The following is a 13,504-nucleotide window of genomic DNA, read 5'->3' as shown; positions in this document are numbered from 1 at the left end:
ATTAGAATCGCCGAAACAAAGGATATGAAGAGAATACCGGCAGAAAGGTGAGCGAAAACAGGTGAGACGTTTTACAGTCCGCGCCTTTTTTGACGGCATGAATCGCATTTTGGAAAAAGAAGCCAAAGAGGCCCTGGCCAGCCTGGAATTCCGTGTGAAAGCCGAACTGCTGCCAGAACGGATGCCCATCGGCCAGGCTTGTCTCTGGTCGGTCATGGACGAAGAAGGTCGCACCATGTACTGGATGGTGCCGGAGAACCTGGCCGCGCGCTTCCGGCCGGGCATGGTCGTCGCCGCCGTCGGCCATCCCGTCGTCTGGCCTTCGAGCAAACGGGGAAAGCGGCTCGAATGGCTGCAGGTGAAGAACCTGGAACCGCTCTCCCTGGGCGAGATGCCGCGGCAACTGCAGGCGAAGTGCCTGGCTGACGAAGGGCTGCTAGGCCGCCGTCCCCGGCGGGATTGGCCCGTCGATGCGGCGCGCGGCTCAGTGCGGGTCCACCTGGTCATCGGCGACAAAGACGCGGCCCTGCCGGGCCTGCGCCATCAACTGCGCAAAGGGCGCCGGTTTCAGGTGCAGGTCTATCCGGCTAACATGAACAAGGCTGATGAAGTGGCCGCCGCCATCACCAAGGCCGCCCACACTGGCGGACAGTTTCTCTTTCTCATCCAGCAGGAGTCGGACAACGTCCTGCTCTTTGACGATCCCGCCGTCTTGCGGGCGCTCTCTCAAAACGGCCTCTACACCATCCTCGTCCAGCCGGACTGCAAGATAAAACCCTTCGGCTACTGGTGGGTTGACGAGTGGCTCGACAATCCCCGCCTGGCGGTGCAGCGCATCGTCAGCCGTTGCTGGGCCATCTGGAAGGGGCCCCGAGAGAAAGAGCGGTTGAAGCAGGCTGTCCTCGATCAGACCCAGAAGGACCGCTCCCGCTTCGCCTCCGAGTTGAGCCGCCTGCGCAAGGAGAACAGCGAACTGGCGGCCCAGGTGGCCACCCTCAGCCCGCAGCGGATCGAGGAACTGGAGAAGCGCCTCAGCCAGGCCGAGGGTGAACTGAAGCGCTCCGAGGAGCGCCGGCGCGTCGTCCTCGCCCAGTTGTTCGACCTGGAACAGGAACGGGACGATCTTAAGCGCAAGGTGGCTCTCCTGGAGAGCGGGGGGATCCTGCCGGAAGCGACCAATGACGTGTCCGCCGAGGTGGAAAAAGTCCGCCGCCAGGAAGAATACCGCCGCATGCTCGTCGAGGACGAGCGGGACCGCCTGGAAGTGGAAAACAAGCGGCTGTTGGCGCGCCTGGAAGAGACGGCGCCCCTGGTAGTGGAGGAACTGCGCCAGAAAGCGGCTACTTCCGAGATGGAACTGAGCCGCTCCGAGGAACGGCGTGAACAGTTGTCCGAGTTCCTCTTCCTGCTGGAACAGGAGAATCGCGAACTAAAAGGCCGACTTGGCTTCCGAGAGGAACTGGAGGCGCCAACCGATGGGCGTCCCTTGTCATCGGAGGAGGAACTGCTCATCGGCAAGGCCCGCCTCTATGAAGAGATCCACGACCTGCTCGTCAAAGAAGAGTTGGAGCGCCTCCAACGGGAAGTGAAGCGGCTGCGCGACCTGATGGAGTCCTGCTCGCCGGCGCTGCTCATGTCCCTGCGCGACGAGTTGGAGATCACCCGCGCCCAGTTGGAGCAATCGGAAGCCCTGCGGGAGGAACTGCAAAAGGGGCAGGAGAACATGCGCCAGGAATTGCGGCGGGTGCGGGATGAGCGGCTGGGGACTGGCGGCGCGCGACAGATAGGCGAGGAAAGCGTCGTTGCTTCGAAGTTATTGGAGAAGTCGTCGCGTAGGGATGAAGCCGAGTTTGTCGCAGGACTGACGGCCTTGTCCGAGATGGCAACGAAAGGTGAAACCGGTGAAAGGGCGCAACGTGACCGGGAGCAAGGGGCACAGGGACAAGGGACGCACGAGCTAGGGACACAGGAGCAAGGAGAACAGACGGATGACCTGTTGGGCAAGGCCGTGGAGTTTTTCCGTCACGGATTCCGGTTAGGACGGAAGAGGTAAAGCGAAGAAAAGGTCTACAAGAAGGTAACCCTCGAAGGAGAGAGGATGCGGAAAAGGAGGTGGAAATATGAAGACCACCCTTACACACGTGAACAAGAAGGCTCCTGGAAGGTCATCGACATTCTTCCCTATCGAGAAGTGTGAGCGTCTAGGCTATCTCTTTTTCCGAAAAAGCACATGCTCCAATACCATCACTGTCACCACTCCAACGACAAACCCATTCCCCAAAATCGGCCGCCACATCGCCGGGAACCCGGCGGTCACTGCCGGAGGCAAAAAGGAGATCACCGTCCCCAGCAAAACAGGCAGACCCACGATATACCCATTGTCCATCGACAATGGGTTTTCTGATTCATAAATGATCCGCAAGCCTGTCGCCACCTGGGCGCACATGATGTACAGGAGCAGTGTGCCGATGACCACGGGCGGGATGTTGCCGAGCCACTGAATCAGCACTGGAAAAAAGGAGGTCCCGAGCAGGAGGATGGCCGTGGGCGCCAAGGTGAACCGGGAGGCACAGCGCGTCGAAGCGATCACGCCGGGACTTAAGGAGAAGTTGACCGGACCGATGACGCCCAGGAAGCCGGAGAGGATGTTGGCCAAACCGGTCACCGTCACCCCCCGGCTGATTCGCTTCGGCATTTCGGAGGCCCCCACCATCGCACCGACCGATTGCATGGAACCGAGATCATTGATAAACAGCGCCAGGTACGTGAACAGGAACGAGACGATTAACGCCGGTTCAAGGGGGAAATGAAGCGTAAGTCCATGAAAAAAGGACGCAAAGACCGGTATGGCGGTGTTACCGGAAACGCCGCCAGTATCTGGAATCCCGCTCGCAACAACCCCGGCAGAGCCGGTTATGGTTGACATGGTTCCTGCGGCAAGCGTGTGTCCGGTCGAACTCATTGATCCTGCAATCCCCAGGCCCGCAGGAGAGAAGGTCAGAAAATAGAACAGCGATCCTGCCAGCATGGCCCAGATGATCAGCGTCGATTTCCACAGGCCCGACAAGACCCGGCTGACCGACACGAGTGTCAACAAAAAGGCCAGGGAAAAGAGCAGGTGAAGCGGGGGAGAGACCCCTGTCTCCGGGGCGATGATCAGGTTCAGGATGGTCGGCAAGAGGGTAAAGGCGATCAGGAGCAAGATGACGGCCACGACTCTAGGCGGGAACAAGCCTTTCAAGCGCCCCAGCCAACCGGTGGCGCTGACGATGGCAAGCAAGCCGCCGCCGATCATCGTCGCCGTGTACATTCCATCGATGCTGCTGCCGGCGTTGGCCGTGATGCCGATGAGCAGCACAGAGGCGGGTCCGGTGATCAGGGGAAGGCGATGGCCCCAGTAGATCTGGACCAGCAACATCACCGCCGTGGCGAAGAACAGCTTTTGCATGTACAGGATCTGCGCCCCCGGATCGGAGAAATGCAACCGGGCGACGATTTTTCCGAGGATGATGATCAGCGGGACTGTGATCGCCAGCCACTGCAACCCGTAGATCAGGTTCTCCCACAAGGGAAGCCGTTCGTCCAATCGATAGCGGCATTCGTTCAACAGGATCACCCCTAGAAGGATTTTGACTAAATCTATAGAATCAGGATAAATTGCGGTTTCAAATATTTAGAAATATATACTATGGAGTGCGACGGCGCTGGATACCCAAGTATTCCCCGACCCGGAAAAGGCGATTTCGATGGAAAAAGCGCTGGATCTGTACAGCAAAAAACAGTCCCTGCGGTTGGCTTACCGCTTACCTGACACGGACCAAGCGCCTGTGGTGAAAGCGCAGTCACTGCCGGAGACGAAGGGAATCATCCCACCGGAATTACCCCCCAAAAAATAGACCGCTACATTTTTATGTAAGCCCATCCTTCTCCGGGCATCCTAAAGACGGAGGTGATGGGCTTTCTTTGCAGAACGTCATCAGGCTCCCGGTCTGAGCGAAGCGGATGAATTGGCAGTGCTGATGGTCATCCAACAGAGTTATGAACAATCGGCCTGGGATACACGGCTCTTTATGAGGCGGGTGCAACGCGCCGGTATCACCATTCCCCCCGATGTTCAGGAACTGCTGGAAGAACGGATCGAAACAGCGATCGCCGTCTCCGAGTCTTCCCAGAACGAGATCTGGCGACGAGGAACCCATCGGCTCCAGTAGGCGATCTTACCTTCGGGTGAGGTCGCTTTTCTATGTTCGGTGGTGCTGGCTTCTGCCATTGTCCGATTCAAATACGAAATCAGGTGAGTCAGAAATCTGCTGGTCAACAAGAAAACTGTCTCGTAATTCTGAAAAATATGCTTGCCGCCTCCTCCCTGAACTCTGTACAATGGAGCCATAGTCGCTGAACAAAAGCGCCACAAAAGGCAGCCTTGTTGCGCACGAGGAGAGGAGAGACGAGCGTGAGCGAACCGATTCGCAAAATCATGCTGGACGAGAAATCCATTCCCACCGCTTGGTACAACGTGCAGGCCGACATGCCGAACCCTGCCGAGCCGGCCCTTCATCCCGGCACCTTGCAGCCCCTGGGACCGGCCGATCTGACGCCGATCTTCCCGATGGAACTGATCAAGCAGGAGGTCAGCACCGACCGCTGGATTGAGATCCCCGAAGAGGTTCGGGAACTGTACAAACAGTGGAGACCCACGCCCGTCTACCGCGCCACGGGACTGGAAAAACTCCTCGATACACCGGCCAAGATCTACTACAAGTACGAAGGGACAAGCCCTGCCGGCAGCCACAAGCTGAACACGGCCCTCCCGCAAGCTTACTACAACAAGGCGGCCGGCATCAAGCGCCTCGCCACGGAAACGGGCGCCGGCCAGTGGGGGAGCGCCCTGTCACTCGCTTGCACCTTCTTTGGCCTGGAATGTGTCGTCTACATGGTGAAGGTCTCCTATAACCAGAAGCCCTACCGCAAAGCCTTCATGCAGGTCTACGGCGCCGAAGTTATCCCCTCGCCGTCGATGCGCACCGCTTCGGGCCGCCATGTCCTCGAGATGAACCCCGATTCGCCCGGCAGCCTCGGCATCGCCATCTCCGAAGCCGTCGAGGACGCCGTCTCCCGGGAGGACACCAACTACGCCCTCGGCAGCGTGCTCAACCATGTCATCCTGCACCAGTCGGTCATCGGCCTCGAGGCGAAAGCCCAACTGGCCATGGTCGACGAATACCCGGACGTCGTCCTTGGCTGCTGCGGCGGCGGCAGCAACTTTGCCGGCATCGCCTTTCCCTTCCTGGCCGACCGCTTCCAGGGCAAAAAGGTGCGCCTCGTCGCCGTCGAGCCTGACGCCTGCCCGACGCTGACCAAGGGCGTCTTCGCCTACGACTTCGGCGACCTGGCCAAGCTGACGCCAGTGACCAAGATGTACACCCTTGGCCATGACTTCGTGCCCCCTGGCTTCCACTCCGGCGGTCTCCGCTACCACGGCGACTCGCCGCTTGTCAGCCAGCTCTACCATGAGGGCTTCCTGGAAGCCCAGGCTTATGGGCAGACGGCCATCTTCGAAGCGGCTCTGGCCTTTGCCCGCAGCGAGGGGATCATCCCGGCGCCCGAGTCGGCCCACGCCATCGCTGGCGCCATCGCCGAGGCCAAGGCGGCCAAAGAGGCCGGCGAAGCCCGCACCATCCTCTTCTGCCTCTCCGGCCATGGCATCTTCGATCTGGGCGCCTATGAGGCCTACCTCGGCGGCGGCCTCAAGGATGTGCCCTACTCGGAAGAGGCCCTGGCAAAGAGCCTGAATAACCTGCCGAAGATGTAGGCGCGCGCCCGACATCGAATCAGGCCAAGACCGAATCGTTGCTCAAAAGCCGTCCCGAACAATCTGCTGGAGTTATAAAATGGACTTTACGGAAGAACGGGGAATACCCCCGTTCTTTTCGTTTTTTCATCGAATGATTATGATACGGTCTCCATACATACCAGCAATGAATATATGTCAGTGCCTGGTGCTTTGAGGGTGATTTTTTTTATCTGAATCGTCAGGAGCCTATCCAAAAAAATCTAAAAGGTGGTCGTTCGACGTGGCAGCACGGCATGGCATCGGAAAATGGTTGCTTATCGGCGGACTCACGATCGGGATCTGGAACGCAACCCTTCTGTCTCCGGCTCTGGCGGCTGTTCCCCAGGTCTACATCAACAACACAGCGCTTACCACCAACGCAGCCCCCGTCCATCAGCAAGGCATTTTGCAGGTACCAGCAAAAGAACTGGCGAGCGCTCTCGGCGGGAGTTTTGCTTTTGATGCGGCCACGAACCAGGGAACCTTCAAGGTTGGCGACGATGAAGCGGTGTTTCTGCTCAACTCGCCGACAGTCACCTTCAACGGCAAGTACGTCACCGCCCCGGCGCCCATGGTCATGACCAGCAATCGCTTCATGGTGCCAGCCGACTTCCTCTGTGACTCCATGGGACTCGTCAGCGTCGCCAATGGCGACCTGCTTCAGGTGTACAAGCCGATGAACGGCAAGATCACCTACTCGGTGATGAGCGGTGACACCCTCTGGCGGATCTCTCAGAAGTTCAGCACAACCATTTCCTCGATTCAGAGCCTGAATGACTTGACTTCTGACTACCTTTATGTGGGCCAGAACCTAACGATCATGCCTCAACTTCCGCCGGCGGTGACCGTCTCAGCGACGATGTCCAGTTCCGGCACATTCTTCAGCAGCCCTAGTTTTAGCGCTTCCGCTCTCGGGTACCTCCAGCCTGGAACGACGCTCACCATCGTCGGCAAGTCGGGCGATTGGTATAAGGCGAAATCCAACTTGGGTGTCGGTTATGTGTACCGATCTGTCCTCCGTGTGAACCAAAATGTCACCCCGGCTCCGGCGCCAGCCAATGTTTTCGCCGCAAAAATCCCGGTAGATACATCCAGAGATATGGTGACATACAAATCTTATACCGTTGTTAGCGGCGATACCGTCTGGGCGATTGCAGAGAAAAAGGGAATCCTGAAAGATGAACTCTGCGCGGTTAACGGTTTGGGCGACGGTTCCAGCCTTAAAATCGGCCAGGTCTTGAAAATCCCAGTACACACCATCGCCCCGCAGCCGGTTCTCGGAGCGCAGTATGGTGAGGTCCTCGATTGGTTCAGCCAGGGCCAGTACGTCTTCAGCATTGGCAAAGTGGGCAAGTTCGTCGACTTGGCCACGGGCCGCAGCTTCATGGCCCAGCGCACCATGGGCGCCTACCATGCCGATGTGGAAACACTGACTGCTGCCGATACGCAGGCGATGAAAGAGATCTTCGGCGGCTTTAGCTGGAACCGCCGTCCCTTTGTCCTCGATGTCGATGGCCGTAAAATTGCAGTCTCCCTCGCTGGCATGCCTCACGCTGGCGTAGACAGCGCCCCTTATCTGGCTAACGTGTCCTGGCGAAGCGGCAACTTCGGTGGCGGCCCCAACTACGACCGGATCAAGGGCAATGGGATGGATGGCCACTTCGATGTCTATACCCTCAACAGCATCGGTCACTCGGAACCGACAGTCAGCGCGCCCCATCAGCTAAACGTACTGATGGCAGGCGGACTGGAGTAGGGCAGTACGTCCGGTCCTATCAAAGCCACTAATGGACCCACTTCTATGATGGTTTGCGAGGGCAACGCCTGTCAGGTCCAATGGAATCGTTGAGGAACGATGGATTGACTCATTCATCTTCCATATTGCAGATGCGATGCCTAGGGCTTGGGTAATTATGGAAAGTAAAATAGAAGAAGCAGGTGCTGCTTAAAGGCCAGCGCCTGCTCTTTTTTATAGTTCTCTGAAGCTACTTCTGCTTGTCGCTGTCGACAACCCGGGCGTCGACCGGCTTCGCCTTATCGCCAGGCGTCTTTTCTGGGGTGACTTCTTCTTTAAATTCGCGGATGCTCTGACCGAGGCCCTTGCCGATCTCGGGAAGCCGCTTTGCGCCGAAGAGGAGCAGCACGATGCCCAAAACCACCAGCCATTGCCATATGCTAGTGAACAATCCGAAGGTGTACACGCCAAATGCCTCCTGCCGTCAGGCCTCTGTTTCAGCCCTGTTGATGCTTTTTTTAGATGATTACATCAAGTATACCAGAACGATGAGGCCGTCTCAAGTTTCCTGGCGCAGCGGTGTCGAAAAATGCGGACCCGGCTCAGCATAAAAAAGGAAAAGTGAGCCGATAACAAGAATTAATCCAAGTGGAGGCCACCTTTTGGTTGCGGAGGAACCCTTAAGTGGGGTTGCCGTTCCGCAACGGTGATCTTTGCCTAAAAACGAACAGAAGCGCAGAAAGCAGGGGTGTACTGCTTTGACGACATCGAAACTGAAAGACCCGTCCCTGGACAGGCTCTTCGAGGCCGTCTTGCTGCTGGGGGACGTCGACGAGTGCTACCGTTTTTTCGAAGACATCTGCACGGTCGCGGAATTAAAGGCCCTCGCCCAGCGGCTCGAAGTGGCCAAGATGCTGGAACAGGATGCGACCTATACCCACATCGCCGAAAAGACCGGTGCCAGCCCGGCCACCATCTCCCGGGTCAAGCGCTGCCTTATCTACGGCGCTGACGGCTACCGCCTGATCCTCCAGCGGCTACGCGACAAAAAAAGCGTTGACACTCCCCAGACCCCGTGATACGCTAATAACGTCACTTTTTCACTTCACCTAGTTAAAGTGATAAAGCAATTAAGTGATAGAGCAACGGAGAAAAGGGGATGGCGAGACGATGGCCAAAGAGGGAAACCTCCTGCAGATCCCGCCGGGGATGCGGGACTTGCTGCCCGGCAATGCCCGGGAAAAACGCTTGTTAGAAAACGAATGGGTGAAACTGTTTTCCTCCTGGGGCTATCAGGAGGTGGCCACACCAACCGTGGAATATCTGGACACACTGGCCCTCGATACGGGGGAGGAGATCCGGGACCGGCTCTTCCAGTTCTTTGACCGCCAGGGCCGCATCCTGGCTTTGCGTCCCGAGATGACGACGCCCATCGCCCGGCTCGTGGCGACGCGTCTTAGGCAGTGTCCCTTCCCGCAGCGCCTTTTTTACGCCGCCAACGTCTTTCGCTATGAAGAACCCCAGGCGGGGCGTCAGCGGGAGATCTCCCAGGCCGGCGTTGAACTGGTCGGCGCGCCGGGACCGTTGGCGGACGCCGAAGTGATCGCCTTGGCCGTCGAGGCCTTGCGCGCTTCGGGGCTGGAGGATTTTCAGATCTCCCTTGGCCAGATCGAGGTCTTCAACGGCGTCATGGAGGAACTGCCTCTCGATGGCGCCACGAAAGCCCGTGTGCGCGCCCTGGTGGCGAAAAAGGACTTTGTCAGCTTGGAAGAACTGCTGGCCACGTCAGGTCTCGACAAGGCCCAGTCGGATCTGCTGTTGAAGCTGCCCACGCTGCACGGCGGTCGGGAAGTGCTCATTCAGGCGCTCCCCCTGGCTGTCAACGACCGCGCCCGCTGCGGCCTGGAAAACCTGCGCGCCGTCTACGAAGGCTTGCGGACTTTCGGAGTCGAGGACTATGTGGCCATCGACCTGGGCGTTCTGCGCGGCTTTGATTACTATACCGGCGTGGTCTTTGAAGGCTACACGGTCGGACTCGGCTTTCCCATCTGCGGCGGCGGCCGTTATGACAGTTTGCTCGGCCAGTTCGGCTTCGACACCCCCGCCACCGGTTTTGCCCTCGGCCTCGACCGGGTGCTCCTGGCCCTGTCTCGCTCCCGCGAACCGAAACCGGCCCCGGCGTCCGATGTGGTCATTGGCGGCGGCAACCCTTGCAAGATCCAAGCTGAGGCGACACGGATGCGCAAAAACGGCCTCAGCGTCGAGATCGACCTGATGAACCGGAGCGAGGCGGAACTGGAACAGTACGCCGCCGCCCGGGGGATCGCCCAGTGGTTTTACTACCCTGCCGGCCAGAGCGGTGAGGCCGAAGGGGAGAAGGGGGACGGTTGTTGCGCCGGAGGAACGGCGGTTGAGGAAGGATGCCTGGATGCCTGTCTGGATGGGGAGAAGGAGCGTCTCTGCCTAGAGAACGGCCCCATCCTGTCCGATATCGGAAACCTGATGGGCCCGTCGATCAAGAGGCCTACCGAAGACGCTGCGCCGATGACCGCAGGGGAAACTGCCCAGGGTGCTGCGGCACTTTCTGAACCCATGCCAGTCTGTCCGCCATCAAAGGAACAATAGGGGGGTAGGGACGATGAAAGATATGCTCACGGTGGCGCTGCCCAAAGGCAAGCTCTTTGACGACGCCATCGAACTGCTCCAGGAGGCCGGTCTCAACACCAAAGGGCTGTCGGAAAACAGCCGCAAGCTGGTCATCCATCAGGAAAAGGACCGGGTCAAGTACATCATCTGCCGCCCTACCGACATCCCCACCTTTGTCGAGTACGGCGCCGCCGACTTCGGCATCGTCGGCAAGGATACCATCGTCGAACAGGACAAGGACATCATGGAACTGGTCGACCTCCGCTTCGGTTTCTGCCGTTTCGTTGTGGCCCTGCCTGACGCGGCCGCCAAGGGGCGCGACTTGACCCAATTCAACTACCGCCGCGTCGCCACCAAGTTTCCCAAAGTCGCTGAAACCTTTTTCGCCGAAAAAGGGATGCAGGTGGAGATCATCAAGCTCCACGGCAATATCGAACTGGCCCCCGCTGTCGGCCTCGCCGACATGATCGTCGACATCGTCTCGACAGGGCGCACTTTAAAGGAAAACAACCTGACAGCAGTGGAAGAGATCTTTACGGCCACGGCCCGCCTGGTCGCCAACCGGGTGGCCTACCGCTTGAAACATAAACGCATCCAGCCCCTCGTCGAGCGGGTGCGCAGCCTCGTAAAAGACAAAGAGGTGACCTATTAGGATGGTGCGCCGGATCAGCTATCCGTCGGCCGAGGCCGACGCCTACCTTCAGAAAAAGAGCTTTGACGATGTCCAGGTGGCCGAGCGGGTGGCCGAGGTCGTCGCCAACGTCCGCAACGGGGGCACGGCGGCGCTTTTCGAATACACGAAGCGCTTCGACGGCGCTGATGTGAACGAGGCGAACTTCCGCGTCAGCGAGGCCGAGATCGCAGCCGCCTACAGCCAGGTCGACCCCGAGGTGCTCTCGGCCCTGCGCCGCGCCTGCGAGAACGTTCGCCGCTTCCATGAAAAACAGCTCCGGCCCTCTTGGATCGAGCCGGAAGCCGACGGGACCATGCTCGGCCAACTGATCCGTCCCTTGGAGCGGGTCGGCGTCTACGTTCCCGGCGGGCTCGCCTCCTATCCCTCGTCGGTGCTGATGAACGCCGTGCCGGCCAAGGTGGCCGGCGTGCCTCAGGTCGTCATGGCCACGCCGCCCGGCAAGGACGGTTCGATCAACCCCTACTCGCTGGTGGCGGCCAGAGAGGCCGGCGTCGACGAGGTCTACCGCATGGGCGGCGCCCAGGCGGTGGCCGCCATGGCTTTCGGCGTCGGGTTGAAGGCTGTCGACAAGATCACCGGTCCCGGCAACATCTATGTGACCCTGGCGAAGAAACAGGTCTACGGCACCGTGGACATCGATATGCTCGCCGGCCCTTCGGAGGTCCTCGTCATCGCCGACGAGAGCGCCACGCCGGCCTATGTGGCCGCCGACTTCCTCTCCCAAGCGGAGCATGACGTGCGGGCGGCGACCGTCCTCGTCACCCCATCGGCTGCCCTGGCTGAAGCCGTCGAGGCCGAGATCGAGCGCCAGTTGGCCATCCTGCCGCGCCGGGAGATTATGGAGCAGGCCTTGCGCGACAACGGCGCCATCTTCATCGTCAACGATCTGGAACAGGCCTGCGAGGTCTCGAACCGCTTCGCGCCGGAACACCTGGAGGTCTTGACGGAAACGCCCTTCGCCCTCCTGGGCAAGCTGACCCAGGCCGGCGCCATCTTCCTCGGTCCCTACTCGCCCGAGCCGGTGGGCGACTACTTCGCCGGCCCCAACCACGTCCTGCCCACGGGTGGCACCGCCCGTTTCTATTCACCCCTCAACGTGGACACCTTCCAGAAAAAGACGAGCGTCATCGCCTACTCGAAGGCGCGCTTTGACCGCGACGCTAAGGATATTATCGCCCTGGCGAAGGCGGAAGGACTGGACGCACACGCCAACGCTGTGGCTGTGCGGCTCGAAAAGTAATCAGCCAAGCTGCGTTGAAAAGAAGCTGCCTCAGACAAGTAAAGCCGCTTGGAGCAACATCTTGCTGGAAAGAACGATAAACCTGGCTGGAAATAAGAATCAATCTGCTGTAAAAGAAACAAGAAAGGACTCCGCCAATGAATGATCCGTTGCGCTGGGTGCGGCAAGACATCCGCCACATCGTGCCCTACCAGGCCAAGGTCTATCCGGAAGGGGTCAAGGTGGACGCCAACGAAAACCCCTTCCCCTGGCCGGCTTCTTATGTGGAAAAGCTGCAAAAGGACTTGGCCGCCCACCCCTTTTCCCGTTACCCGGACGGGGAGGCCAAAGACCTGCGCCAGGCCTTGAGCGCCTACACGGGGCGCGACCCCAATGAGATCCTCGTCAGCAACGGCTCCGACGAGGCCATCCAGCTCATCCTGCTGACCTTCGGCGGTCCCGGCTTGGCGACGGTCATCTCCAACCCCACTTTTGTCATGTACGCCATGGCTACCCGTTACATGGGCGGACAGGTGATTGACGTGCCGTTGATCGAAGAGTCCGGGACCTTCCGCCTCGATGTGGAAGGACTGATCGCCGCCGCCAACCGGGAGGAGTCGCGGGTGATCATCATCTGCAACCCCAACAACCCGACAGGCAACAGCTTTGCCGAAGCAGACATCGAAGCGGTCCTGCGCGGCACCGACAAGATCGTCATCGTCGACGAGGCCTACTACGAGTTTTACGGAAAGTCCATGGCCGGGCGAATCGGCGAATTCCCGAACCTCGTCGTCATGCGCACTTTCTCCAAGGCCTTTGCCCTGGCCGGCTTGCGCGTCGGCTACACCATGGCTTCCCGGGCGATCATCAACGAGATCCACAAGGTCCGCCAGCCTTTCAACGTGAACGCCTTCTCCCAGCGCTCCGCCGCCATCGCTTTAGAGGAAAAGGCGGCCTTTGAGGCCCAGGTAAAAACCATCCTGGCCGAACGGGAGACCTTGATCCCGCAACTGAAGCGCTTCGACTGGGACGTTTTTCCCACCGACGCCAACTATGTCTTCTTACGCCTGCGCGGCGAATCGCCGGCAGAGCGGGCCGCCCTGGCGGCGTCGATCCACCAGGGATTGATGGACCGGGGCGTGCTGATCCGCAAGCTCGGCGGCGGACCGAGCCTCGACGGCACCTTGCGCGTCACCGTGGGACAACCGGAGGAGAACCTGCGCCTGATCGCGGCGCTGGAGGGGATGAGCGAGGCGCCGGCAAGGTCTCAGGCGTCGGCGGCACCCGTAGCATCGTTGGTGTCGACATCGCCGGCTTCTGCGCTGTCCGCAGCGCCCATGGCATCCGCTGAACCGGTTCGGGGATGGAGGGTTTAAG

The 13,504-nt window shown here is 59.5% G+C and carries 12 protein-coding genes; 10 read left to right on the top strand and 2 right to left on the bottom strand.

What is annotated here, in order from left to right; all coding sequences use genetic code 11:
- The first annotated feature begins 61 nt into the window (after window positions 1-61).
- On the top strand, window positions 62-2,053 hold the full coding sequence (locus tag AC0CW1_RS07975; protein WP_488182534.1) for a hypothetical protein: 1,992 nt from the start codon (window positions 62-64) through the stop codon (window positions 2,051-2,053).
- A 153-nt stretch (window positions 2,054-2,206) separates the two neighbouring features.
- Here AC0CW1_RS07975 and AC0CW1_RS07970 read toward each other — a convergent pair whose 3' ends face one another.
- Entirely contained in the window at window positions 2,207-3,607 is a 1,401-nt protein-coding gene (locus tag AC0CW1_RS07970) for a uracil-xanthine permease family protein (protein WP_488182533.1), read from the bottom strand.
- 139 nt (window positions 3,608-3,746) lie between these two features.
- Here AC0CW1_RS07970 and AC0CW1_RS07965 point away from each other — a divergent pair, with 139 nt between their 5' ends.
- The 4 genes from AC0CW1_RS07965 (at window position 3,747) to AC0CW1_RS07950 (ending at window position 7,589) form a co-directional block, all read left to right on the top strand.
- The gene (locus tag AC0CW1_RS07965; RefSeq protein WP_488182532.1) at window positions 3,747-3,896 is read left to right on the top strand and encodes a hypothetical protein; all 150 of its coding nucleotides are present in this window, start codon (window positions 3,747-3,749) and stop codon (window positions 3,894-3,896) included.
- 117 nt (window positions 3,897-4,013) lie between these two features.
- Window positions 4,014-4,211, top strand: coding sequence for a hypothetical protein (locus AC0CW1_RS07960; protein WP_488182531.1), 198 nt, complete (start codon window positions 4,014-4,016; stop codon window positions 4,209-4,211).
- A gap of 266 nt (window positions 4,212-4,477) precedes the next feature.
- Window positions 4,478-5,812 carry a TrpB-like pyridoxal phosphate-dependent enzyme gene (locus AC0CW1_RS07955; RefSeq protein ID WP_488184115.1) on the top strand — a complete coding sequence of 445 codons (1,335 nt, stop codon included), beginning with the start codon at window positions 4,478-4,480 and terminating at the stop codon, window positions 5,810-5,812.
- A gap of 262 nt (window positions 5,813-6,074) precedes the next feature.
- The gene (locus AC0CW1_RS07950; RefSeq protein ID WP_488182530.1) at window positions 6,075-7,589 is read left to right on the top strand and encodes a LysM peptidoglycan-binding domain-containing protein; all 1,515 of its coding nucleotides are present in this window, start codon (window positions 6,075-6,077) and stop codon (window positions 7,587-7,589) included.
- 229 nt (window positions 7,590-7,818) lie between these two features.
- Here AC0CW1_RS07950 and tatA read toward each other — a convergent pair whose 3' ends face one another.
- On the bottom strand, window positions 7,819-8,034 hold the full coding sequence (gene tatA / locus AC0CW1_RS07945) for a twin-arginine translocase TatA/TatE family subunit (protein WP_488182529.1): 216 nt from the start codon (window positions 8,032-8,034) through the stop codon (window positions 7,819-7,821).
- Between the two features lie 292 nt (window positions 8,035-8,326).
- Between tatA and AC0CW1_RS07940 the strand changes: the two genes are divergently transcribed.
- From AC0CW1_RS07940 to hisC, 5 genes are all read left to right on the top strand, one after another.
- Entirely contained in the window at window positions 8,327-8,647 is a 321-nt protein-coding gene (locus AC0CW1_RS07940) for a YerC/YecD family TrpR-related protein (RefSeq protein ID WP_488182528.1), read from the top strand.
- A 91-nt stretch (window positions 8,648-8,738) separates the two neighbouring features.
- Window positions 8,739-10,193: an ATP phosphoribosyltransferase regulatory subunit gene (hisZ, locus tag AC0CW1_RS07935; RefSeq protein ID WP_488182527.1), complete on the top strand. Its 1,455-nt coding sequence runs from the start codon at window positions 8,739-8,741 to the stop codon at window positions 10,191-10,193.
- A gap of 13 nt (window positions 10,194-10,206) precedes the next feature.
- Window positions 10,207-10,866 carry an ATP phosphoribosyltransferase gene (gene hisG / locus AC0CW1_RS07930; protein WP_488182526.1) on the top strand — a complete coding sequence of 220 codons (660 nt, stop codon included), beginning with the start codon at window positions 10,207-10,209 and terminating at the stop codon, window positions 10,864-10,866.
- Window position 10,867: 1 nt separating this feature from the next.
- Window positions 10,868-12,148 carry a histidinol dehydrogenase gene (gene hisD / locus AC0CW1_RS07925; RefSeq protein ID WP_488182525.1) on the top strand — a complete coding sequence of 427 codons (1,281 nt, stop codon included), beginning with the start codon at window positions 10,868-10,870 and terminating at the stop codon, window positions 12,146-12,148.
- 137 nt (window positions 12,149-12,285) lie between these two features.
- Window positions 12,286-13,503, top strand: coding sequence for a histidinol-phosphate transaminase (hisC, locus tag AC0CW1_RS07920; RefSeq protein ID WP_488182524.1), 1,218 nt, complete (start codon window positions 12,286-12,288; stop codon window positions 13,501-13,503).
- Window position 13,504 lies beyond the last annotated feature (1 nt).

Source organism: Heliomicrobium sulfidophilum (genome assembly GCF_057715735.1).
The sequence above is the reverse complement of the archived record's forward strand: the minus strand, read 5'-3'. Positions and strand labels throughout refer to the sequence as shown.